Annotated in this window: 14 protein-coding genes; 6 read left to right on the top strand and 8 right to left on the bottom strand. The window is 67.7% G+C overall.

Annotated features, from left to right (window positions below; genetic code table 11):
• Positions 1-88: 88 nt before the first annotated feature.
• A complete protein-coding gene (locus V1227_RS17000; RefSeq protein WP_329793556.1) occupies positions 89-823 on the top strand; it encodes a hypothetical protein in 735 nt (244 codons plus the stop codon).
• Between the two features lie 33 nt (positions 824-856).
• Here V1227_RS17000 and V1227_RS16995 read toward each other — a convergent pair whose 3' ends face one another.
• The gene (locus tag V1227_RS16995; protein ID WP_329793555.1) at positions 857-1,735 is read right to left on the bottom strand and encodes a phosphotransferase family protein; all 879 of its coding nucleotides are present in this window, start codon (positions 1,733-1,735) and stop codon (positions 857-859) included.
• Positions 1,732-3,045: an XRE family transcriptional regulator gene (locus V1227_RS16990; protein ID WP_329793554.1), complete on the bottom strand. Its 1,314-nt coding sequence runs from the start codon at positions 3,043-3,045 to the stop codon at positions 1,732-1,734. The genes V1227_RS16995 and V1227_RS16990 overlap by 4 nt, the downstream gene beginning before the upstream one ends.
• Positions 3,046-3,210: 165 nt before the next feature.
• Between V1227_RS16990 and V1227_RS16985 the strand changes: the two genes are divergently transcribed.
• The 5 genes from V1227_RS16985 (at position 3,211) to fxlM (ending at position 10,102) form a co-directional block, all read left to right on the top strand.
• Positions 3,211-3,762, top strand: a complete 552-nt coding sequence (locus V1227_RS16985) for a DUF4254 domain-containing protein (RefSeq protein ID WP_329793553.1) — start codon at positions 3,211-3,213, stop codon at positions 3,760-3,762.
• 607 nt (positions 3,763-4,369) lie between these two features.
• The gene (locus tag V1227_RS16980) at positions 4,370-4,552 is read left to right on the top strand and encodes an FxLD family lanthipeptide (RefSeq protein ID WP_329793552.1); all 183 of its coding nucleotides are present in this window, start codon (positions 4,370-4,372) and stop codon (positions 4,550-4,552) included.
• Positions 4,553-4,616: 64 nt separating this feature from the next.
• A complete protein-coding gene (locus V1227_RS16975) occupies positions 4,617-7,673 on the top strand; it encodes a lantibiotic dehydratase (protein WP_329793551.1) in 3,057 nt (1,018 codons plus the stop codon).
• Complete coding sequence (locus V1227_RS16970; protein ID WP_329793550.1) at positions 7,670-8,842, top strand: lanthionine synthetase C family protein; 1,173 nt, start codon at positions 7,670-7,672, stop codon at positions 8,840-8,842. The genes V1227_RS16975 and V1227_RS16970 overlap by 4 nt, the downstream gene beginning before the upstream one ends.
• Before the next feature lie 60 nt (positions 8,843-8,902).
• Positions 8,903-10,102 carry a methyltransferase, FxLD system gene (fxlM, locus tag V1227_RS16965; RefSeq protein ID WP_329793549.1) on the top strand — a complete coding sequence of 400 codons (1,200 nt, stop codon included), beginning with the start codon at positions 8,903-8,905 and terminating at the stop codon, positions 10,100-10,102.
• A 107-nt stretch (positions 10,103-10,209) separates the two neighbouring features.
• Here the strand turns inward: fxlM and V1227_RS16960 are convergent, their stop codons facing one another.
• The 6 genes from V1227_RS16960 to V1227_RS16935 form a co-directional block, all read right to left on the bottom strand.
• Positions 10,210-12,078: a DNA cytosine methyltransferase gene (locus tag V1227_RS16960; RefSeq protein ID WP_329793548.1), complete on the bottom strand. Its 1,869-nt coding sequence runs from the start codon at positions 12,076-12,078 to the stop codon at positions 10,210-10,212.
• A gap of 147 nt (positions 12,079-12,225) precedes the next feature.
• A complete protein-coding gene (locus V1227_RS16955; protein ID WP_329793547.1) occupies positions 12,226-13,971 on the bottom strand; it encodes an AIPR family protein in 1,746 nt (581 codons plus the stop codon).
• Positions 13,968-17,120: a sigma-70 family RNA polymerase sigma factor gene (locus V1227_RS16950; protein ID WP_329793546.1), complete on the bottom strand. Its 3,153-nt coding sequence runs from the start codon at positions 17,118-17,120 to the stop codon at positions 13,968-13,970. The genes V1227_RS16955 and V1227_RS16950 overlap by 4 nt, the downstream gene beginning before the upstream one ends.
• Positions 17,117-18,901 carry a DUF1998 domain-containing protein gene (locus tag V1227_RS16945; RefSeq protein ID WP_329793544.1) on the bottom strand — a complete coding sequence of 595 codons (1,785 nt, stop codon included), beginning with the start codon at positions 18,899-18,901 and terminating at the stop codon, positions 17,117-17,119. The genes V1227_RS16950 and V1227_RS16945 overlap by 4 nt, the downstream gene beginning before the upstream one ends.
• Entirely contained in the window at positions 18,898-22,062 is a 3,165-nt protein-coding gene (locus V1227_RS16940; protein WP_329793543.1) for a helicase-related protein, read from the bottom strand. Before V1227_RS16940 ends, V1227_RS16945 begins: the two co-directional genes overlap by 4 nt.
• Positions 22,059-23,630: a nuclease-related domain-containing DEAD/DEAH box helicase gene (locus V1227_RS16935; RefSeq protein ID WP_329794049.1), complete on the bottom strand. Its 1,572-nt coding sequence runs from the start codon at positions 23,628-23,630 to the stop codon at positions 22,059-22,061. Before V1227_RS16935 ends, V1227_RS16940 begins: the two co-directional genes overlap by 4 nt.
• Positions 23,631-23,783 lie beyond the last annotated feature (153 nt).

The raw sequence follows: 23,783 nt of genomic DNA, 5'->3' as shown, positions 1-23,783 counted from the left end.
ACCGCGCCATGGACGAGATAGTGCTGGGTGGGCGCTGGAACTGCGCATCGGTCTCGACTTGGCCAGCACGCCACCACGGTTGCGGGAATTGTCCTATCTCTCGATCGACCGTTGCACGGCGCTGCTCACCGCGGTCGGGTTCGAGCACGCTCCGGTCGGTGCCCTGCCTGCCAACGGTACTGCGGATCCCGTGCTACGCCACTGGAAACGTGCCCGCCGTTCGACGGACTCGGCCGAGGACCAGAGTGCTGCTTTCTTGGACTGCCTGGCCCTCGGCTCCTTCAGACAACCCATGCACAGCTGGGGGACCAGGCGCACAGTGGACGAGCGTCGCTCCCTGTTCGCCAGGATGGTGACCGAAGCGAAGGACTCCGATGGCAATACCGAGCTCCTCGATGCACTGAAGCATTGCTGGACCATTTACCTGGAGCGTGGCCGCCAAGCCCTGCTGGAGTTGGGGGAGCAGGTGGTCGTCGCACCGGAACTGGCGGGCGGGTATGGCGTGGCCGACTTGGTCATCGGACGAACCCTGGTCGATGTGAAGCTTGCTGTTGAGCCCACCGATGAAGACGTAGCTGTGTGGTTGCGGCAGTTACTCGGCTACGTGCTGCTCGACCGGTTCGACACCTTCCACTTGGACGCGATAGCGGTCTACTGTGGCTGGCACGGGGAACTGCTCACCTGGCCGCTGTCCGCTTTGTTGGGCTCTGCCACCTCAGGACCCGCACCGAGTCTCGGACGCCTGCGCGCTGACTTCTACGAGGTCCTACAAGACGAACTGGACAGCTACGCTGCCTGGAGGGAACGTGAGCGCTACTTCTGATCGAGTTGAGGGAGATCCTCCAAGTTCCGGCGTTCAAAGCGCAGGGGTCCACGCCCAAGGCCGCTGCTCCTGACCTCGTAGGCAAGCGGTGCGCAGGGCGGCCTCCTCACGTGCCACGGGGTGTTCTGCTGCGCGTTGGGCGACGTACAGCGCCATGCGCAGTTCGCGGATGTCGCGGAGCAGGTCGAAGCCGGCCCACGTAGTGACGTCGTGGCCGTAGCGGTCGCAGAAGTCTCTGTAGTCCTCTGCGGTGAGCCAGTCGAAGCTGGTGTGCTTGATGGCGGTGCTGACGAGGTCCCACTCGGGTGGGCCGACGGAGCAGCGTTCGAGGTCGAGCAGTACCACTTGGCCGTCGTCGGTGGCTACCACGTTGCCGACCCAGGCGTCGCCGTGCACGACGCAGCGCGGCAGGCCAGGAGGCAGGTTGGCGTAGCGGGCCTGGAGGGATGCCAGGTGTTCGCGGAGCCAGGTCCGGTCCGCTTCGGTGAGCGTCGCGGCCGCGTCGATGCGCTCGGCGAGCCGGACGAACGGGGCCAGGTCGCCGAGGGGGACGTCGGTCGGGACGGGGAGATCGTGGAGTCGGCGGATGGCCGTAGCGACTTCGGCGGGAGTGCCGTGTCGGTGAGGAGGGAGCTCCTCCCAGAAGGTCACGCCCCTGCCCGCCACCTGCACCGGCTGCGCAATGTCCTTCAACGCCCGGACGGCCGGAATCTCGTGCTCGGCGAGCCACTGGGCAATGCGGACCTCACGAGTGGCAGCAGTGAACTGGCCGGGCCGGGCGATGCGAGCCACCACGCCGCCGGGCAGGCGGAACAAAGCGTTCTCGCTGAGCCGAATCAGCTCAGCGTTGGTGTGGTCGAGGCCGACCTCTGCACAGGCAGCGGCTAGCACGGCCGAATGGTCGTCGCTCAACGTGCCACCACCACGGTCGCGATGCGGTGACGCAGGGCCTCCACCGCGGGGATGGTTCGGTGCCGTTGGCCGTAGCGAGCCAGCTCGCGCAGGTCGTCCACGGCGCGGTTGGAGCGGATGGTCCCGGCGGCGTCCAGTGCCGCTGAGCCGATCACCGCAGCTTCGCGCGGGTCACCGGTGGCCATCGTCAGCGAAGCCAGCTTGATCTGCGAAATCGTGCGCGACCTGTTGTAGGCGGCAGTGTGCCCGGCCACGGCCGTGGAAAGCCGGGCGGTGGCTTCGGCAGGGGACCGGCCCTGAACGGCGATGTCGAACAGGGCGTGGCCGGTGTCGCCCGCGTGCTGGGCGGCGTCGTAGTAACGCATCCACGACGGGTCGTTGGCCGGGTTGCTGTGGGTGAAGTGGTCGTCGGCGGTGCCGACGGCGATGAGCGTCTCTCGGACACGGCCCATCTTGGCCAGGGCACGGGCGTGGGCGGTGTGCAGCATGGCCCGCTCGGTCGCCGTGAGCCGGTCGGAGCGGACGAGGGCGTGCTCGGTGAGGGTCAGGCCCTCGTCGGGCTTGCCGATCCAGATGGCCTGCCGAGCCATTGAGGAGAGGATCTTGGCGCGGAGGTGCCAGTCCTCGGCCTCCTCGGCGCATGCCAGGGCGAACTGGAACACACGGCGGGCGTCGTCGTGGGCGTAGGCGTCGAAGGCCATGAAGGCGCAGGTGTGGGCGAGGTATCCGACGGCGCTGTGCAGCGGGCCGTGCAGCTTGGACTGGTAGTTGGCGCCGAGCAGGCCGGCGGAGAAGCGGAGTTGGGCAAGGACGGCTTCACGGGCCAGGCCGCCGCCATAGGTGTGGTCCCACCCGGCGAACACGCGTGCCGCGGTGTGGATCTGCTCGATCTCGGTCTGGCCGACGCGGGCGGGGGCCACGGTGGGCTGGGCACCTTCCAGCAGGGCGGCGACGGGGGCGAGCGCAAGGGAGCCGACGCCGAGGGCGGCGGTGCGCAGAAACTGCTTTCGGTCCACGGTCGCCAGCTTTACCACCGTGCGACGGCGATTGCTAAAGCCCAGTGCGGCGTCGCTGGATGCACCCAGGGTGACGCGCAAGGCCTCTCGGTAGAGGGCGCTCGGCCAGCGGATGTTGCCGCGTTCGAGCTTGCCGATGTAGTTGGCGTCCAGCTCCACCTTGCGTTGGTGGTGGTGCCAGACGTAGGCGTTGACCAGGTCCGCGAGTTCCTGCCGGGACAGGCACTCATCAGACTGGGTGGGCGAGGCGGTGCGTTCCCGCGCATGCCGCAGCTGATCGTTTGCCGTGGACACTGGTCCTGCCTCCCCGAGTGTGACCGGGGCCATCGTGGCACGCATCGTGATCGGACGGGTACTGCTCCTCGGAAGGGGAGGATTGCAACCCTCCCCGGATCCTCCCCTTGACGTCCTCCGTTCCCGGTACCCGCAGCGGTGCTGACAGCGGGCACGGTTTGTGACATGACGGAGATCCCGCTTGAGCAGGGCAGAACGGTGAACGTCACCGGCGTCATTCCGCGCGCCGCGCTGGTGGTTCGGGCCTTCAGCAGTCCCTGCGAGGTCGACGGCGGTCATCCGGTGCTCGCCGTGGCGGCCGAGGTGGGAGCTGAGCACCGGGCGCGCACCGAAACCCAGCGGATCGTCAGCGACCAGTGCAGCGATGACCACGCAGTCGCCACTGCTCTCTGTGCTCTCCACGACCACGACGTAACCCGATCGAGGCTCACCGAGCGGATCGACGTCTGGGCGACCGGACAGTTCGGCGAGTCCAGCGCGCGGCTGCTGCACACCGAGAGCCTTGGGCAGTTGGTCGACCGGCTGGCCGCGCTCTGGGCGTGGTCCCGGTTGTTGGCCGAGGACGATGACCCGGCCGCACGCGATCCGGCGAAGCTGGCGCTGCACCGGTTGGGCGAGCTGTGCATCGGCTACGACGACTTGGTGACCGACCTGCTGAGCGGACGGCGTCGGTTGCCGGTCTACCAGGCGTTCACCGGCCACGACGTGGCCGCGTGAGGCATGGACGGGACACGCGGTGTCGTCGCCGTCGTCGTGGCTGCCGACAGCCCCACCGGTCGTGTTGCAACGGCCATCGACGATCTCACCGCTCATCTCCCGGCCGCTGGCGGGCAGTCCTCCTGCTTGGTCTGCTCAGCCCGGCCGTGGCCGTGCCCTCCGTTCCACGACGCGGCGCACCGGGTGATTGCGGCAGGCGTCCGGCTCGCCGACTTGGTGCCGGTCGACCTCCACTCGCGGCTGTGGCCGCCGGCTGCTTCGCAGCAATCCCGCTGGTTCAACCAGGAAAGCCCCAATGTCTGAACTGCAACTCACCGTTGGCAGCGCTCCGGCTCGCGCCGTGCACGGAGATCAGCATGTGCGGCGTGGACCACCGCCCTAAGCATTCGGTAGCTGATGGCCCCCCTCGACCGCGAACGGTCGGCGCGGCAGTTGGCCGGCGGCCGCCGTCGCCCTGCCGAGGGCCACATGAGCGCGGAGGCGTCGCCCCCGACGCGGCGCGTCCACGCTCCGAGCCGCATGCCATCACTCACCTAAGAGATGACGACCCGCTCATCTGTGAGTCGTCACATCAATTTCCACATCCGCACAACCCTTGGAGCACATGATGACGGCATTGACCCTCGTCTCCCCGGTCGACACCGCGGTGACCGGCGCGGCGAACCTGGACCTCGAGTTCGACTTGGACCTGCGGGTGTCCACCGACGCGCTGCCCGCCGACATCGGCAGGTGCGCGACCGACGACGGGTGTGACCCGACCTGCGCCTCGTCCTGCATCAGCAACGCATGAGTTGAGTCGTCGCGGTCGGGCTGGGCACGGGTTGCCCGGCCCGACCGCCGCACTGGAGGGCCAGATGTCCACTTCGAACACGACCCCGCTCTACCGGAACCAAGGGGTTGGCCTGCTGCGCGCGGCGGCAATCCCGTTGAACGAGGTGCCGTCGTGGTGGCCCGACCTGGTCGACACGGAGATGTGCCGATCGTGGCTGCGTGAAATCTGGTCACGACCGGACTTGGCCGAGGCGATTGGTGCCGCCAGTCCTGGGCTGGCAACGCGGGTTCAAGTTTTGCGCGAAAATCCTGTCGCCACGAGCAAGCAGGTACGGCGCGCCACTCTGGCTACGGTCCGATATTTGCTGCGCGCGGTCAGCCGGCACACGCCGTTCGGGTTGTTCGCAGGCGTGGCGCCGGTTTCGTTGCTCGAAGCGCCGTCCGGCGGCGTGCAGACGCGCTGGGGAAGTGGTCATCGCGTGATCGGGCGCGCTGACACCAGTTGGCTGGCCGACGTGACCGACCAGCTCGAAGCGCGACCCGAGCTGGTCGAGCGTCTGGACGTGGCGTTCACCGATCTCGCCGTCGAACGCGGCCTTCGGTTGGAAGCGCCGCATGGGCCCGGTAAGACCAGCGTTCGCCGCACCCGTGTTGTCGAGGTGGTCCGTGAGGTTGCCTCCATGCCGATCAGCTTCGGCGAACTCGTCACCACGGTGCTCACCGCCTTCCCGCAGGCCGATCCCGTCGTGGTCCACGACACCTTGATCGACCTGGTCCACAAAGGACTACTTGTCACGTGCCTACGCACCCCGATGACGATCACCGATCCACTGGAGCACTTGGTCGGCCGCCTCAGGAGAGCACGAGCTGACACCCTGGCTGAGGCCGCACCCGTGCTGCGTGAGCTCGAAGCAATCCACTCCGAACTCGTTCGGCACAACCAGGTCGGTGCCACACGTGCAGCGCAGGTGTCCACGCGAGCGAAGATCAGCAGCCGCATGAGGACGATCTCCTCAGCCGGACGGGTTCCCTTGGGGCTCGACCTGCGCCTGGACGTCGGAACAGCTCTGCCGGAACAGGTGGTCAACGAGATTGAGCGCGCCGCCGATGTCCTGGTACGGCTGAGCAACCAGCCAACTGGGCAGGCCGTGTGGCGCGAGTACTACATCGCGTTCTGCGCTCGCTACGGGACCGGAACCCTGGTGCCGCTGGCAGACGTAGTCGATCCGGACGCCGGGCTCGGCTTCCCAGCCGGCTACCTCAGCAGCCCGTACCCGATGCCGCCGGACTCGGGATCACCGCGCCAAGAAATGCTTCTGACGTTGGCTTGGAACGCGGTCGTCGACCGCGCCGACGAGGTCGTTCTCACCAACGAGATGATCGACGCGCTCACCGTGGGAGGCAGCTCTGCACAACGCCGCATCCCGCCGCACGTGGAGCTCGCCGCCCGCATCCAGGCCACCGGTCCGGACGCGCTCAAGCACGGCGATTACACGTTCACCGTGGCGCCTGGCCGCTCGGCTGGGACGTTCACCTCCCGATTCACCCACGTGATCGACGGCTTCGAGCTGAGGACGACCTACGCGGCCATGCCAACCGCTGTGGAGGGCGCCCTACCGGTGCAGCTCTCGTTCCGGCCGATTTTCCCCAACGCTGAGAACGTGTCCCGCGTCCCGGCCTACCTGCCGCACGTGCTCCCGCTCGGCGAACACGGCGGGAACGGCCAGTCCGCGGTCGTGAGCCTGGACGACCTCGCCGTGACCGCCACACACCACGGCCTCCACCTGGTCAGCCGGTCGCGGAACGCGGTGGTCGAACCGCAGGTGTTCCACGCGCTGGCGCTGGACAAGCAGGCCCCACCGCTGGCGCGGTTCCTGGCCCACCTGTCTCGTGCGCTGACCGCGGCATGGCACGAGTTCGACTGGGGACCGCACGCGGGCCGGCTGCCGTTTCTGCCCAGGGTGCGTTACCGCCACGCCGTGCTCAGCCCAGCGCGGTGGCGTCTCGGTACAACCGACTTGCCCAGCACCACCGACAACGGCCAGTGGAGGACGGCGCTTGAACACTGGCGTCAACGATTGCGCTGCCCCAGTACGGTGGAGCTGCGTGATGGTGACCGCTCGTTGCGGCTCACCCTGGACGAGCCGGTGCACGCCGAGGTGCTCCGCACCCACCTGGCCGGCCACGGGCACGCGGTCCTGGTCGAAGTCGCCGACCAGACCCTGCTCGACTGGGCGGGCGGTCACGTCCACGAGATCGCTGTGCCACTGGCTTCTACGCGACCACCGACACCTTCTCCGCGCGTCGCCGCCTTGCCGCTCGTGACCAACAGCGATCACGGGCATCTCCCCGGCACGGCGGACTGGCTGTACGCCAAGCTCTACACCCATCCCGACCGAATGAACGAGATCGTCGCCCACCGGTTGCCGCAGCTCTTCGAAACCACCGGACCGGCAGCGCGGGCCTGGTACATCCGCTACCGCAGCCCGCAGGAGAACGACCACCTGCGGCTGCGCCTGCGCACCTCCAGCAGAGAAGAACACCTGCGTGCCGTGGCTGCGGTCGGTGAGTGGGCTCAGCAACTCCGCCACGACGGCTTCGCCTCGCGCCTCGTCCTGGACACCTACCTGCCCGAGACAGGTCGTTATGGGCCGGGCCCGGCAATGGAAGCAGCTGAGGAGGTGTTCATCGCCGACTCGACTGCGGTCTCCAGCCAACTGCGCCAACTGCCTGACACCGTCGTCGCTCCCGCGGTCTTGGCCGCAGTCGGCATGATCGCCACCTCAGACGGTTTCCTCGACAGTCGTGAACAGGCTCTGCGCTGGCTGCTCGACCGTCCTGCGCCGGGCACTGCGGACCGTCACCACACCGCGAGCGTGATCCGCTTGATCTCGGCCGAGGACCTCCGTGAACTGCCGGGTTGGACGGATGAGCTGACGCAGGCGTGGAAGGCCCGAGCTGCTGCCCTTGCTGCCTACCGCAAGCAGCTGCCCGCTGATTCCGACGCCGACGCGGTGCTGGAGTCCTTGTTGCATATGCACCACAACCGGGTTCTCGGCGTTGATCGAGTGAGCGAGGCATCCTGCCGCCGCATGGCTCGCCAAGCTGCCTTGGCTTGGCTTGCCGGAGGTGTTCGGTGATCGCGTTGACCGATACCTCGGTGATGGCCGCGCAGCCGCGCTGGGGACAGGACTTGAGCAGGGGTGCGGCGGGAATCGCCCTGCTGCACCTGGAGAACGGCCGGTGGGACACCGCTCAGCCGTGGCTGCGCATGATGACCGAGCACCCCGTCACCGCTGATCCCGCTGCCTGCGGCTTGTACCGAGGAGTACCAGCCGTCGCCTTCACCCTGCACGCGGCTCGTTGGTCGGTAGGGAGACCAATCTTTCCGACCGCACTGCAAACCCTCGATGAACACATCAGGACCCTCACGCAGCAGCGCCTCACCGTCGCTCACGACCGGATCGATCGTTGCGAGCTCGCCGAGGTCCGCGAGTTCGACCTGATCAGCGGTCTGACCGGGATCGGTGCGTACCTGCTGCACGCCCACGGCGACACCGACCTGCTGCGCCAGGTGTTGACCTACCTGGTTCGGCTGACTGACCCCGTGGTCGTCGACGGCGAGCAGCTGCCTGGCTGGTGGAGCGGAAACGGGCCAGGTGGACACCGAGAAGACCGCTGGCCGGGCGGGCACGGCAACCTGGGCATCGCCCACGGCATCACCGGCCCACTCGCCTTGCTGGCCATCACCGCACGACGCGGCACCGCGGTACCCGGTCAATTCCAGGCGGTGGAGCGGATATGTACTTGGCTCGACGACCTGCGCCAAGGTTCGGTGGACAACCCGTGGTGGCCAGGCATCGTGTTCGGCGCCGAACACCGGGAACGCACCGTTCGCCAGCGCGGTCCACAGCGCCCGTCCTGGTGCTACGGCACACCGGGCATCGCTCGTGCCCAGCAGTTGGCCGCCCTCGTCCTGGAGGACCAGGCTCGCCAACACGCCGCTGAACAGGCCCTCATAAGTTGCGTGAACGACGAACACCAGCTCGCACAGCTGCACGACACCTCGCTGTGCCATGGCTGGGCCGGACTTCTGCACGCTACGTGGCGTGCGGCAGCGGACGCCACCGACGATCGCTTAGCCGCCAGCCTGCCCGCGCTCCGCATCCGCCTGCAGGAACACCTCGACCACCGCGGCTCGCCGACCTCACCCGGCCTGCTGGAAGGCGCCACCGGAGTTCTCCTCGCCGGCCGAGTCAGCACTGCACCAGTCACCCGATGGGATGCCTGCCTGCTGCTCGACGGCTGACACCCGCCGCAACCCGGCGCACGCCGCTACCATCCGCCCGCCCGCACTGAGAAGGAACAGATGAACATCACCACCGACTCCTCACCCGAAGCCCTGCGTGCCGCAATGGTCGACCGCATCAAGGCCGCTGGCCACGCACACACCGCTGCGGTGGAGCAGGCCCTGCGCGAGGTTCCCCGGCACCGTTTCGTGCCCGCCGCGCAGCTCACCGACGCCTACGCGAACCAGGCAGTGATCACCAAGCGCGCCGCCGACGGTGCCGCCCTGAGCTGCGCGTCCGTGCCCACTGTGGTCGCCATGATGCTCGACCAGCTCGATGTCCAGCCCGGCCACCGCATCCTGGAGATCGGCGCCGGCACCGGCTACAACGCCGCACTGCTCGCCACGCTGACCGGCCCGACCGGTCACGTCACCACCGTTGACATCGACCCCGGGGTCACCGCAGGTGCCCGCGCGGGCTTGGACATCACCGGCTTCGCCGACGTTGAGGTGATCACCGCCGACGGCTCCCTCGGGGCACCTAACAACGCACCCTACGACCGGATCATCGTCACCGTCGGCGCGTTCGACATCCCGCCCGCTTGGCGCGAAGAGCTGGCTCCCGGCGGTCGCCTGGTCGTCCCCCTGCGCTGGCGTGGCCAGACCCGCAGCGTCGCCTTCGTCCGCGACGACGACCTGCTGCGATCGGACTCGGTCAAGCTGTGCGGCTTCGTACCCATGATCGGCCAGGACAGCGAGCGCTCCGCCCACCTCGACGCCGATGAGCAGGTCACCCTGTCCTGGGACGCGGATCAGGACATCGACCCCGAACTCCTGCACGGCGTCTTGAGCACGCCGAAGACCGAGGTCTGGTCCGAGGTCACCGTGGGCGGCTCGGAACCGTTCGACGGCGTCTGGCTGCGCATGACCGCCACTGAATCCGCCACCTGCCGCATCGCCGCTGACCAAGCCGCGGTCGACAGCGGCCTCTGCACTCCGGCCATCCCGAGCCGCAGCCCCGCACTCGCCGAAGGTGGTTCTCTGGCCTACTTCACCTACCGCCGCGTGAACCCTGACCAGAACGGCGGTGCCAGCGCTGAACTCGGTGCGATCGGCCACGGTCGAGCTGGGGATCGCCTCGCACTGAGGCTGTGCGATCAGATCCGCGCTTGGGGCGCGGACCGCACCGGCGAGCCGGTCGTGATCGCCCACTCCGCTGAGCATCCCGTAGAAGGCTCGAACGTCATCAAGCGCTGGACCAATCTGACCATCACATTCTGAACCAGCGAATCCCCCTGTGTGCAGATGAGCAGCTTCCGCCTTTGCTGACGGCCCGGTCGGGCGGTGACGATGTCGACCGGGCTGTCAGCATCATCTGCGGTTCCGGGTCAGAACAGCCTGCCTGAGAACTCGCTGCGGCGGGCGGTCGCGCAATGGCGAGCCAGTGGGCACCCCTCGCACATCGGTGCCTGCTTGTGGCAGTGGAGTTGGCCGACCAGTCGCAACGCGGCCATGCGCAACGGTGCCTTGGCATCACCTCCCACCAAGCGGGAGAGGTCGACCCTGCCGTCGGTGAGGCTGTTCGCCCGTTCCGAGCTGGTGTTGAGCACGCGTGATGACACGCGGATGACCGGCTGACTGGTCAACAGGACGTCGTCGCCCGCCAAGAGCTTCAAGAGTGCGGTCTTCCCAGGAGGGAGGGCCAGGACCTCCGGCATGTCCTGGGGGTGCAGCCAGAGCTTCCGGTCGTTCTGCAACTGCCGCAAGCGCGTGATCGTTGCAGCAGCTCCGCGCCTGACTGCCGCCTGTTCAATGAGGTCCACCGCTCGCTTGGTGACCCGCCCCCTCGCGGCCACCTCGCGGAGGCCACGAGCGTATGCGGCCAGTTCAACAGGTGACGGGTCCAGCATCGCCACGACCGCGGCTACGGCCGGGGTCAACTGGTCCCCGGGGAGCACGCACCAGTAGTTCCCGGTACGCCGTTCCTCAGCCCAAGTGGCCAAGTGCTTCGCGAGTGCACGCCACCGGTTCTGCCGCGTTTTGTCGGCGACCGGTACCGGGACCAAGGCAGTGGCTGCGGCCTTGCCCAGCATCGGCGGTACGGCGTTGCCGATCTGCTGGAAGGCGTGGCTGCGGCTGCCGGCGAAGCGGAAGTCGTCCGGGAACGTCTGGATGCGGGCGGCCTCGCGAACGGTGAGGGTGCGGTTCTCCGACGGGTGGATGTACCAGTAGCCGTCTTTCGCGATGTGCGCGGTGATGGAGCGGCTCAGCTCGTCCCAGTCCAAGCGCTTGTACTTGTCGTCGAACGTTTCCGCCGTGTACCTGCGAAGGCTGGGGTCGATGTGGGCGTAGAGCGTCTTGGACGTCATCAAGGCGAAGATCTCGCGGTCGTCATCGCGAACCGGTCGGGTCATGTGGTCCCACACCCTTTCCTCGCCGCTGCCGCGCCTCATCACCGCGGCGAACTCCGACACCTCGCCGGTGGCTGAGTAGGGCAGCTCCCGACCACCGGTGGTGAGGCCGAGTCTGGGTAAGTCGGCGATCGCATCCCGCACGGTTACCGCTTTACCGGGGCTGGGCCACGTGAAGGTGTCGCTGTCGAGGCGCGCGAGCAGGATCAGGCGCTTGCGGTGCTGGGGAACGCCGTACTGCCAGGCGTCGACCAAGCGGAGGTTGGTCCGGTACCCGACGTCCTCCAACATGTCCACGATCCGTCGCACGACGTGGAAGTCGTCGCCCAAGGCCATGTCGGGGACGTTCTCCATGAGCACCGCGCGGGGTTTCACCTTGAGCACGACGTCGACGTACGCCTGCCACAGCTCCTTGCGCTCGTCGAACTCGTCGCGCACACCCGCGTCCACCAGACTGCGGATCTTGCTGCGTCCGGCCCTGCTGAACGGTTGGCACGGTGGCCCACCAGCGATGAGGTCGATGTTGACGCGCTTCAACATCCTGATCAACGCGGCGCGCTTCTTGGGGTCTCCCAGGTCCACGTCGAGCGCGAGACCGGGAAAGTTCGCCCGATGGGTCTGCAGCGCGAACTTGTTGTGGTCGACCGAGGCCGCGACGGTCCACCCGGCGTCGGTCAAGCCGAGGCTCAACCCGCCGCCACCGGAGAACAGGTCGACCGCGAGTCGGTCGCCGCCAGCCACCCGCTCGGCGCACCACTGCTCGAACGTCTCCTCGGTGCACGCGTCCGGGTGCACCGGCAACTGGAGCAGGTCGCTGCGCTCGAGCTTCACCGCGTAGACCGCCACGTCGCCTCCCGTCCACCGAACAGGGACCCGCGTGGGACCTCCACCACCGACGATCTGGTTCTGCTCAAGTTCTTCCATGCCACTTCCCGGGACCGGTCCGCTCGGCCGTCCCGACGCGCGAACGATGAAAAATGGGGATGAAGTCGTCTAGCCGGCGAGTACGTCGGAGGGGGGAGCCCAGCCCACGGCGCGGACGCGGTCCCAGCAGGCGGTTTTCTTCGCCCACTCCGTGACGTTCCCGCCGCTCGGTGGTGAGGTGAGCACTCGCCGCACCGCCTTCGCGACGTCGGGGACAGCTGCGGCGATCGCTTCGGGCAGCCTCTGCTCGCGCCAGAGCCGGTCCAGGTCGAGCCCACCGAGCGTGTGCACGATCAGCGACGTGGTGTGCGCCGCAGTCTGCCCGAGGTAGCCGCCGAAGTTCTGCTTCTGGATGATCGACCTCACCTGGCGGAACAGGATCCCCTTTGCCACCAAGTGGCGGAAGTACACGTCGTCGGGGGCTTCACGCTCGGCCAAGCCTTCGTCCGACGTCCACGTCCGGAAGCACTTCTCGGCGCCCTGGCACACGACCTCCGGCCGGAGCGAGTAGGCGTACTCGTACTTCGCGGCGTCGGTCTTGCCGAACCGCTGCCGCACGGGGTTCTCGCGGTCGAACTTGCGCCGTGCTGCTGCGGTCGTGAACTTGTTCTTCTCGACGTCGTACTGCCCACGTACGCGCTCGTAGTACCACCGGGTCTGCTCGACGTCGACACCGAGAGGGGTCACCCAGATGGTGCGGGACCACCGCTCCAGCCCAACGTGGAAGCGGCTGTTGCCCTCGAAGTCGGCCGGGGTGACGGCGTTCTGCGAGTTCGCGTAGCGGGAGATCTCCGGGACCATGCTGTCCAGCCGGTCGTCGGGGATCAGGGTGATCTTCGCGGGCACGGTGACCTCGGACAGGTCGACACCCTTGCGGGCCGCGTGGTGCAGCGAGGCCGTGGTCTGCCCGCCGTTGACGATCTGCAGTTCGGTCAGGGTCCGCAGCACCAGTCCGTTCGACGTCCGTTCGAGGTCCGCCGCGCGAGCGGTGGCGGAGACGCCGTTGTTGTAGGCCAGGAACCGGCTGGGCTGCTCCTTGATCGTCTCCGCGATCCCCTTGTTGACCTTTCCCCGCGCTTGGAGGTAGGCGCGCACGTTCCGCTGGAGCAGGCGGCTGTGGTGTTCGTCGTACAGGTCGGCGAGCAGCTTCCCGGGCAGCATCGCCATCAGGCAGCGGTACCCGTCGGCCTGCTCCGGCGACTCCAGGCACTGCACCTCGTACCCCATCTTCGCGACGTCGATGAGGATGTCCTCCTGCTGGGCACCTGAGCTGATCAGCTTCTGGAGGCGGCTGATGTCCCACACGTTGACAAGGGTCGGGAGGTCGGCAACGGTGGCCTCCTCCGCTCGGCGCAACCCGGTCCTGCCATCGGTGAAGACGAAGATTTTGATCATCTGGAGCTGAGGCCACGCGCTGTGGATGCGCTCGACCATGTCGTACGCCGGACTCGATCGCTCCAACTGCTCGTGCAGGCCGTTCCGGCAGAACTCCGCGAACGCACCGACGCGGCGGACCAACTGGGTGAGCCGCTCTCGTTTCAACGGCTCGGCGTCCATGCCGTACGCGGACGTGACGAGGTGCAGGATCGTGCCGTCACCCGTGATGTCGTACCCGGCGACCTCGACGCGTCGGTTCTGCCACGGTGCCAACAGGTAGCAGGTCTCCAAGTCGTCCAACGCCCCGTCGTCGATCAGGTGCTCACCGACCACGGTCACGAATGCGTCCCGCGCCATCAGCTCCGGCTCAGCTGCGATGCGGTCGTCCACCCTGCGCCGCAACTCGGCTGCGAAGGCGACGAGTTCACCGTCCGTCACGTCGTTTCCCCAGTTCGGTGTCGTTCGATCACGAGTTCGGACTTGCCGCGCGCTATGCGGGCGAGAGCGGCCAACCTCGGCTGGAGCGGCTCCGGTGGCACGACGGAGGCACCGGGGTGATCTCCACCCCACGCGGTGCGCTGTTCGGGTGGCACCTCGACGAGCACCCTGGCCAGAGCGGTGCCCTCCGCCATGTCCAGGTCGTGGAGCCCAAGCCAGCCACCGCGCGAGAGGTATTGGCCGTCGCACCGCACGTAGAAGCCCTGGCTCATTCGCCAGTCGGCGGGGTCACCCGCCGCAGCGGTGTCGCCGGCCCTCAATGCATCCGGGTGGGGGAGCACGCGAGGACTCGCCACCACCGACAACCCCGCGGCGGTCACCCGCTCCTCCCCGAGGTGCTGCCCAGCCGGGTTGCCCCACAGGAAGGGGTCCTGAGCGGTGACCGCACGTCCGTTGACGTCGATCTCGACCTTCCGCCGCAACAACTCGCCGAACACGACGCCGAGGTCGCAGATGCACCGGTCGAGCACCACACCGACGCGCGCACGTGCCACCTGCGGCCGTGGGGCCCGGAGCAGCACGACCGACCACCGGTCCGACTTCGCCTCGGGCAGCAGTCCCGAGGGCAGCCTGCGCGTGGTGCGGTGCAGCCACCAGGCGTCGGTGTCCGCCGCAGAAGTCAGGACCAGGCACGCCGAGGAGGTGTGGGAGTCCCAGGTGGTGACCTCGTCGTACAGGGCAGCGGCGACACCGAGGGCCGCGGATCCGCGCGACAACTCCTGTCCTTCGCGGAGGGTCGAGAGAAGCGCGTACCCGGCGAAGGCGGCTCCGTCGTGGACCAGGGCGAGCCTGGAACTCGTGCCTGCGCCCGCGGTTCTGATCCGGACGTGACGGGCGCCGGACGACAGCGCGCGGTCCACCAAGGCGATCAGCAGGTGGCCGACAGCGCTGTCCTCGCCCGTGGCGCCGAGCCGCTCCACCAAACCCGACCCCGTGGCGATCTCCGTGCCGAGCCGCAGCCGTTCGCGAACCGGTGTCCGCACGACGCTCAACCTGCGGGGCGAGACCTCCTTCGAGGGAACGGGGTTCGCGCCACCGGCGATGAGTCCCACGTCCGCCAGTTTCCCGACGAGCTTGCTCTTCGCCTTGCTCTCGATCTGCCGTATCCGCTCGCGCGTGACGGAGAAGTGCTCGCCGATCTTCTCCAGGGTGCGGTCGTCACCACCGTCGAAGCCGAACCGCAGCCTGAGTACCTCGGCCTCGCGCTCCTTCAGCTGGGACAGGGCTTTCCGCACGAGTTCGGCGCCGAGCTCGTTGTCGACCACGTAGTCGGGGTTCGAGTGGTGTTCGAACGGAGCGGGGACCAGTTCTGCGAACGAGATCTCCCCGTCCGCGCCCAGAGGTGCGTCCAGGCTGATCATGCCCCTGGACAACCGCAAGCAGTCCACCACCTTCTCCCAGGAGAACCCGGTGCGCTCGGCGATCTCCGCGATCGGAGCGTTCTCCTGATCGAGGAGCAGCCTGTCCCGGACGGCGCGGACCTTGCGGACTTCCTCGTACTTGTGGACCGGCAGCCGGATCGTCGTGCCCTCGTCGGGAACGGCGCGACCCATGTGCTGGTTGATCCAGTTCACCGCGTAGGTGGAGAACTTCAGCCCTCGCGAGCCGTCCCACTTCTCGATCGCCCGCATCAGGCCGAGCAGCCCGTGCTGGTACAGGTCCTCGTAGTCGAGTCCCGCGCCGAGGTGCCTGCTGATGCACGAGCCGACGAGACCGGTGTTGTGCAGCACCATCGCGTCGAACGCTCGGGCCCGCACGTCGTCGTCACGCAGGGTCGAGCGGAAGCCCTTCGGCAGTTCGTCCGACAGGTCTTCGTCGGCTGATCGCATGAGTTGTGCCAGCCCGACCTCCTGATCGGCGGTGAGCAGGTGCTTGGACCGAGCGTTGCTCCGCATCGGGACCGCGAGCAAGGCGCAAGCGCTGTCGACCGCGGACCGGGCGGGTGGAGCCGGCTGCTCCGACACAGCAGGGCGAGGCGTCGGGAACTCGAGAGTCGGGCCCGCCTCCACCCATTCTCCGCCAGGCGCGTCACGGGTTCGGTCGTCGAGAAAGGCCGGCGTCAGCCCGCTCAACGAGGTGGGTCGTCCGACACCGGAGTAGGAGAGGAACAACTCCGAACGTGCCGTCGGACCGAGTACCCGCAGCGCGTTCTCCAACCGGAAGCGGTCCTCGACGTGGTCGAGTCCCGCCAACACGACGTGGTCGAACCGCATGCCTATGGCGCTGACCCAGGTCAGCACCTTCACGCCGGGGTCGGACCACGTGATCTCGGCGTGCTTCGGGACCTTGACGCCCGAGAGGTGCCATTGCGTCTTGCCGTCGAACAGGTCTCCGATCTCGTCTTTGAAGACTTCAACCAGTTCCCGGGTCGGGAGGAGCACACCGATCTGCCGGTCGCGGTGCGCTGCCGCCTGCTCCACGACGAACCGAATTTCCTCGCCGACGTCTTCGTGGTTGACCAGCACCGGTCGTGAGCCTTCGCGTTGAGGCGCGGCCACCGGGAACGACCTGTCTCCGATGTGCGCCAGCAACTCGTGGATCTGAGCGGTACCGCCGTCGACCTCGTGCGAGGTGGTGGCGGTGCCCGCGCCGAAGAGAGCGGTCAGGTCCTCCAGAGTCGTGCCGGAGTCGTCGACCGTCTGCACGGGGTCGACGAGCACCGTCGCCTCGATGCTGAGCAGCCGGAGCACCGTGTAGAAGTCACGTGGCAGTTGCTGCCCTTGGACGACGATGACGTGCCGTCGATCCAGCGGTCGGACATAGCGAGCCCTGAGGTGTTGCTTGAACTCCCAGAAGTCGATGTCGTAGTCGTCCGCCTTCGGCTGCTTGATCCGCAGCACCGTGCGCCACACATTGGCGAAGTACGAGTGGTACGTCATCACGGTGTCGCCGCGGCTCTCGAACGGCATCAGCGTGCGGATGCGGTTCGTCAGCACGCTCGACCGGGTGATGACGTGCAGCTCTTTGCCATGCCTCCGAAGGCGGCGGTAGGCCGCGACGGCCTCGCGTGCCTGGTCGACCGCGGGTGCGGCGACCACCACGGCGTGACTGGGCGCCTCGTGGACCGAGGCGCGTAACGCGGCGCTCACAGGAGGCTCCCCGGGACACCGCCGACGGTCGCGGCCAAGTCCTTGAAGAACCCGAACTCCGGGTCGACCAGCAGACGTCGGTCCAGCAGCCGGTTCGTCGCCTCACAGCTCGTCTCCGGCGTCAGCGAGCACGCGTGGCACGCGGCCAGCGACAACCCGTCGGGCCCCTGGCCGGGGTGGTCCGCGCACACCGGGTCGAACGAGCACCACAGGGCGCTGGTGATGGACATGTCGAGGAGCCTGCCCAACCGGGGGAACTCGCCCATCCTGACCAGGCCGCCCAGTGTGCCCTCCGAGTCACCAGCCGCCGTGTAGATCAGCACGCCGGACATGGGGGGACCGCCGCCGTTCGTCGTCACGTACAGGCGCTCGCGCAACGAAGATGTCGAGTAGCCGGCTTCGAAGGCGGTGTTGCGCAGGAGCAGGTGCGCGAGGGTGTGCAACAGCACGAAACGCGGTGTGGGCTCGGGGAGCCACGTCGCACCTGTCAGCTCGCGCCGTTCAGCCAATCGCCGGCACCGGGTCACCACCGGAGCGGACTTCTCCCATCGGACGAGGGCCTCCTCGTCGAACATGAGGAAGAACCCCTCTCCGAACACCTCGACGGCCGGCAGGAAGTCGGGGTCGTCACTCAGGTTGGACGGCACCTTCTCCTCCATCGCGTAGCGCTCGAAGTGCGTCAGCACCCGAACCTCGCGGAGGCGGTCGACCAGCACGACTTCCGGGATCAGCCGGCTCCAGCCGTTCGTGGTCCCGCCCGCGGGGCGCAACGGTCGATCGGCCCGTCGTGAGATGAACTGGTCTTGGTGGTGGTGCTCCCCTTCCCTCGGGTTGATCAGGGCTGCCCACTCGTCCGGGCGGATGTTCTCAGGTCCGCCGTCGGGTTGTGAGTGGGGTGCGCTCATCTCGTCGGCCAGCGCCGCCTCGACTTCGGCGACGGACAGGCCGTGCTCGTCAGCCATGATCTCGATCATGGCTTTGGTCAGCTTGTAGCCCGGGTTGTTGACGAGGAACTTGAAGTCCTCTCTCTTCCTCAGGACCGCCAACGGCTCGCTGACGGAACTCCAATCCGAGTCGGGCGGGATGTCGATCGCGCTGACCACGTTCGGGAAGTACACGCTCGACGCGCCGCGCTGCATTGCCACCACCTGCTTCGCGCACACCCTCGCGTCTTTCTGGTCCTGCCACGGCTGCCTGCCGGTGCACTTGCTGCCGATGTGCTTCAGCCCGACGCTCGTGGTGAGCCCGTCCAGCGATCTCTCACCGCCGCAGGGCACGCACCGCACGACGAGGGAGTTGAGGCCACCGCCGACCTTGGCCTTGCTCAGGAACTTCAGGTCCGATCGCTGGCACTGGTTCTGGTTGCGGTCGCGGCGATCGGCTGAGTGCGCCCAACGGACCCAGTCGACGTCCGACAGGTGTCCGTCGGCGCACACCGCCACGAACCGCATGGGGATGAGCTGCTTTTCGGCGGGGCAGTGCTCGCACTTCGGAGGGGTGTTGGCGACTTCCCGGGTGTACGACCACCGGCTCATGCGTCGACAGGCCGGGCAGAACAACCACTGCGGGAACCTGTAGTAGGGGATCGGCCTGCCCGGCATGGGAGAGGCCAGGGAGTTCACCCCGAGGTACGAGGCGAGCCTGGGGAAGTCGACGGGCACGCGTTGACGGGGCCACCTGCCCGCGTCCTCCACCACGAAGGACTCGCCGACGAGGTCGATGATCGCTCCGGGGCCGAAGGGGCTGATGACCTGTGAACGTCGAACTTTGCGCACAGTCACTTGCGCGGCCCCCTCACCTGCACGTGGACGTCGACATCGACGCTGCGCATCGAATCGAGCGTCGCCCAACCATCACCCCGCTCGGTGAACCGCTTGAGCAGTTTGGGGCGCTCACGTCCACCTTGGCTGTAGCGCAGCCCGCCGAGGGGCTCCGCGTCGGCCGCCCGCTTCACCCACTTCTCGATCAAGGTGTCCAGGTGGGTCTCGACTCGTTTGAGCTCGGTCGCGTCTGCCCGTTCCACGCGGCTGAGGAACCTCCCGACGAGCGTGGTGAAGCGCTCGTCATCGGGGTCGAACGACGCCGCTTGCTGATCGCCCGACAGACCGAGCGCGTGGCGCACCAGCACGACCAAGTCGGCGTGCAGGGCGCGCAGCCGCGCCGGCACCGAGAACGGCGTTACCGAACTCGGCTCCACCGAGCGGTAGAGGCTCGCGTGGTAGGGGGTGAACGACTCGTAGTGCGAGCGGTCACGCGGCTTGGACGGCGAGTAGACCGTCACCACGAGCCCAGGGCGGTCGGCGCTCCGCCCCACGCGGCTGGTGGCCTGGATGTATTCGGCGGTCGTCTTCGGTTGGCCTACGACGGTCATGATGCCCAGCCGACCGACGTCGACGCCGACGGAAATCATGTTGGTGCTGGCCAAGAAGGCAACGCCACCGGGTGCGTCGTGCGACTTCTTCAGCCGGTCGAGGCGTTTCGGGATCTGCGCGGAGGCCACGTTGCTGGTCAGCTCCACCACGTTGTCGTCGTGGAGCTGTCGCACGTGGTCTTCGGCCCGTGCGATCACCTTCAACCGCGACGGGATGTCGTCGGAGGCCAGGTTGATCGTCTTGCCCAGCTCGCGGAGGCTGTTGTGGTAGACGACGAGGGTGGAGTAGGCATCCTCGGCCACGGACGTCAACTCGACTTCCAGCGGCGCCTGCAACTGCGCCGCGGCGACGTGGATGAGCGCAGTCAGCGGTGTGTGGCCCTGTGGCATGACACCCATGTAGGCGCGACCGGGCGCTGCGAGATTCGTGCTCACGAAGTACGAGTCGGTGGCGTCGAGACCCGCGGGTGGGAACAGCGCGACGGGTCGCCCGAAGACACCCTTGGTCTGCTCGTCGGCCCGGCGGATGGTGGCTGTGGCGGCAACGATCTTCGGCTTGTTCCCCAAGTGCTCCATCAGCACGTCGAAGGCTGCTTCGTAAAGGCCGACGATGGTACCCAGCGGACCGGAGATGAGGTGGAACTCGTCCTGGATGATCAGCGACGGACCGGGGTCGCGGCCCGCCCCGAAGAACACGCCGGTGTTCTCGTTCCACACGGTGCGAGCGAACTTGTCGACCGTGCCGACCAGCATGGTGGGCGGGTTCTGGTAGAGGTCTTCGTCCACCGACGACATCGGAAGTTCTGTGCGGAACGGGCACTTGTCGTTCAAGCACCGCACCCGGAAGGAGTTGTTGGTCGCCGAGATGCCCCACCGCTGCTCGTCGTCCTGGTCGCCGGGGACGATCCGCGTTCCGCACCACGGGCAGGACTCGATCTGGAAACCCTTGTCGCCCGCCGCACCGTCACGCGCCCGCGCGAGCAATCGGCGGGCGTCCACGAAGCTGTTGGGGCTGTTCTCGCCGCCGACCCACAGGCCGATCGACACGGGGCGGCTGCCGAGCCGTCCGTTGGAGCCGCGGCGCACCAGCTCACAGGCGGCGATCATGGTCGCGGCTCGCTGGAACTGCTGGCTGGTGAGCAGGCGCAGGGTGTACCTGGTGATGACCGCGGTGCCCGCTCCGCTGTCCCCCAAGGTCAGTCGCCGGTGGAGGATGGTGAACGCGGCGAGCCCGAGGTACGCCTCGGTCTTGCCGCCGCCTGTGGGGAACCAGATCAGGTCGACCAGGTCCCGATCCTCGCCCTCCTGGACCACGCCCTTCACCGTCATCAGCAGGAAACCGAGTTGGAAGGGACGCCACGCGGGGTTGAGCGAGCCGTAGTCGACCCGCGGGTCCGGCGCTTCCGAGGGGGCGTGCGGCGAGCCGCCGAGGTGCGGCCGGCTGTGCGCCATCTGCATGGCCATCACCCGGTTGGCGAGCGCGAAGGCTTCGAGCGCGTCCCGGTCCTCGCGCAGGAAGTCCAGGCCTGCGAGCATGCGGTCCCTGGCCCGGATCGCACGGTCGCGCAACCGCTCGGCCGCCGGGCGGAGATGCGGGTCGAGGTCCGCCGATGCCGCGTCCCAGGTCTTCCCGATCCAGTCCGAGTACCGGTCGACGAAGCGGGTCAGGGCCGCGAACACGGGCTCCGGAGTGATGGCGATCCCGGCGAGTCCGTTCAAGCGGACGGCGTCCGCCACGTCGGGCAGGTCGAAGGCGACATCAGGCACGACGTGCACCGGGAGGAACGACGTGCCGACCCACTCGGGCCGTTCGCCCGCGGTGTCCCAATGAGCCGCCGTTCCGTGGCCGACGGCGTACACGGGCACATCGCGGTACTGGAGTTCGAGTTCTTCCGCTTCGTCGTCGCTGTGAGCTCGTGCTTGGGTCGGGTAGCGGATGATGGCGCTTTCCGCGACCTGGCAGCGGAGCCCGACTTGGAAGAGGCAGTCCTCCGGAGCCACTGCCCGGCGCTGCTCCTGCACCCTGCGGTTGACCAGGACGACGGTGACGATCACCCCGCCGGGGTGCGGACGCCAAGTGACCTCGGCGCTGGCCGCCTCGCCCCACAGGTTGACCTTCTGGTGAATCCCGGAGGACGGCGGCTCGACCGTCAGCGCGGCACTTCCCACGAGGTCGAGCGGTTCGCGCTGCCACTCGTCCTCGTCCGAGAGGCGGTGGTACCGCGCGGCTCGCACCTCCACGGTGATCGCGGACCGGTTCGCGATCATGAAGCTGATGCCGGCCGAACTCGGCCGGCTCTGCCCCGCGAGGGTGATGGGATCGTCGTCGTCGTCCTCGATGAGGGCACCCGCTTGGTCGTCGACCTCCTCCGCGTCGTCCGCTGGACCGCTCGCGTCGGCGGGAAGCGGGGCGAGCGACATCGGGTACAGCACGGCGGTCAAGTACCGGTGCTGCGGCGCCTTCTCGTAGAGGACTTCGTCGTCCCCGTCGACCGGGCCGACCAGGTGGTCGTGCAGGTACTCGAGCACCCGGTCCCGGTCCGGGAACCCCGTGGTGTGCACCTCCGTCACCCGTTCACTCCCCTTCCGCGCGGCTTGACGACCCACAGGGCGGCCTTGGCCCGGGTCATGCCCACGTACAACTGCGCGCGCGCCGCCTTCTCATCTGCCGTCTCGTCCACTTCCAGCAGGACGTACCGGCTTTCCAATCCCTTGAAATCGGCTACCTGGGCGAACCCGACGCGCCCCCGGCCGGGCCGGCGCATGCGCATCAGGTCCAGCACGTCAATGCGTTCGAGCCATTCCACAGGCAGTTCGACGAAGATCGATGCACTCAACTGGTGTGGTGACAGCAGCACGACCTGCTCCAGAGGCACATCGTGTTCTTCCAGTTCGGTGAGGGCCGCCAACACCGCGGCGACCGCTTTCTCGCGGTCTTCCTCAACCACCACGACCTCGCGGCCGTGGCCCGCCTTGGTCACCCCCAGATCGGCCCCCGTGCGCTCCTGGGTGGCGCGGACGATCTCGATGGTGTTCCGGCAGTTGTCCATCAGCTCGACGAAGGTGGGGCGGTGGGAGTCCAGCCTGACCTTCGCGTCGTCCTCGTAGCGGCCGACCAGCCCGCGTTGGTTGTTGGAGTCGAGGAAGAACGCCCAGCGGCCGTCCGCCAGCCCACCAACCAGCACGGCATCCAGCACGTCGAGGTCCTGCCGGTTGACGACGTCCTGCCCCTCGTCCACCACGACCACGTCGAAGGCGTCCGCGTCGAAAGCCGACACCTGGTCGAACGGGACCGCGGTGATGCCGTCCAAGTCCTGCTGCGAGCGGATGAAGGCCGCGAGGACGTGGCTCCGGCAGGTCAGCAGGACACGTTCGCCGGAGGCCCGGGCTCGCCTGCACATCTCGACCGCCAGCATGGTCTTGCCCGTTCCGGCGCCGCCCTCGAACACCACCCGCGGGTTCCTGCGGTGTAGGTCGAGGGCCTTGTACTGGCTCTTGGTCAGGGCGACGAGTTCCTTCTCGACCAGGTCGTCGAGACGGCGCAGGGACAGCACGCGGTCGAAGTCGGGGCGGAGGACGTTGAGGTAGCGCTCGATGTCATCGGGTGACAGCGGTCCCCGCCCACCGAGCTTGTTCTCCCAGAACGCGCCCAACCGGTCGAGGCACTCCGCCCATCCCTCGGACGCCAGGCGGACCGCGTTGATCACCATTTCCGGAGTCCACTCCACGCTGACCGCGTCGAACTCGCTGTCAGGGAAGACAGCCCCATACCCGAACACCGTGCGTCCGACCAAACCCGTATCGGCCGTCGTTCGGCGGAGGACCTTCTCCAAGGCGAACATGCTGGTCTGCGCTTGGTCGAGAGGGCTTTCCTTGAGCCGGTGCCGATTGCCCTTGAGGTCGCGCGTGTGCCACACGCCCTTCCTCAGCAGGATCTCGCCACCTTTGGCTTCGAGTACGAGCAGGCCGCGTTCCCCGAGCAAGAGGAAGTCGATCTCGCACACCCGCTTGCGATCGTGCTCGGGCAGGTTGGTGCTGTGCATGGCGTATTCCCACCCAGCCACTTCGAGCGCGGCCAGCTGGGAGAAGATCTCCTGCTCGGCCCGGCTGGCACCGGGATGCACCGCATCCGGGATCATGCGCACGGTAACCTGCCTGCTTTGCGACGAATGGGGGAGGCGATCGAAAGTGTGTTCGAGCAGTTCAGTGGAATCTCCCTCTTAAGCCACGTAAGCAGTCGTGCGCTAACGATCCATCGCTCGTTCGGGTGGCATAGTTACACGGCAACACAT

The organism is Lentzea sp. DG1S-22, assembly GCF_036321065.1.
Lineage (GTDB): Bacteria > Actinomycetota > Actinomycetes > Mycobacteriales > Pseudonocardiaceae > Lentzea > Lentzea jiangxiensis.
The sequence above is the reverse complement of the archived record's forward strand: the minus strand, read 5'-3'. Positions and strand labels throughout refer to the sequence as shown.

Excerpts from the sequence above, each read along its gene's own strand:
- V1227_RS16985 (WP_329793553.1), top strand. The coding sequence starts at position 3,211 with ATGACGGAGATCCCGCTTGAGCAGGGCAGAACGGTGAACGTCACCGGC.
- V1227_RS16980 (WP_329793552.1), top strand. The coding sequence starts at position 4,370 with ATGACGGCATTGACCCTCGTCTCCCCGGTCGACACCGCGGTGACCGGC.
- V1227_RS16975 (WP_329793551.1), top strand. The coding sequence starts at position 4,617 with ATGTCCACTTCGAACACGACCCCGCTCTACCGGAACCAAGGGGTTGGC.
- fxlM (WP_329793549.1), top strand. The coding sequence starts at position 8,903 with ATGAACATCACCACCGACTCCTCACCCGAAGCCCTGCGTGCCGCAATG.
- V1227_RS16935 (WP_329794049.1), bottom strand. The coding sequence starts at position 23,630 with ATGATCCCGGATGCGGTGCATCCCGGTGCCAGCCGGGCCGAGCAGGAG.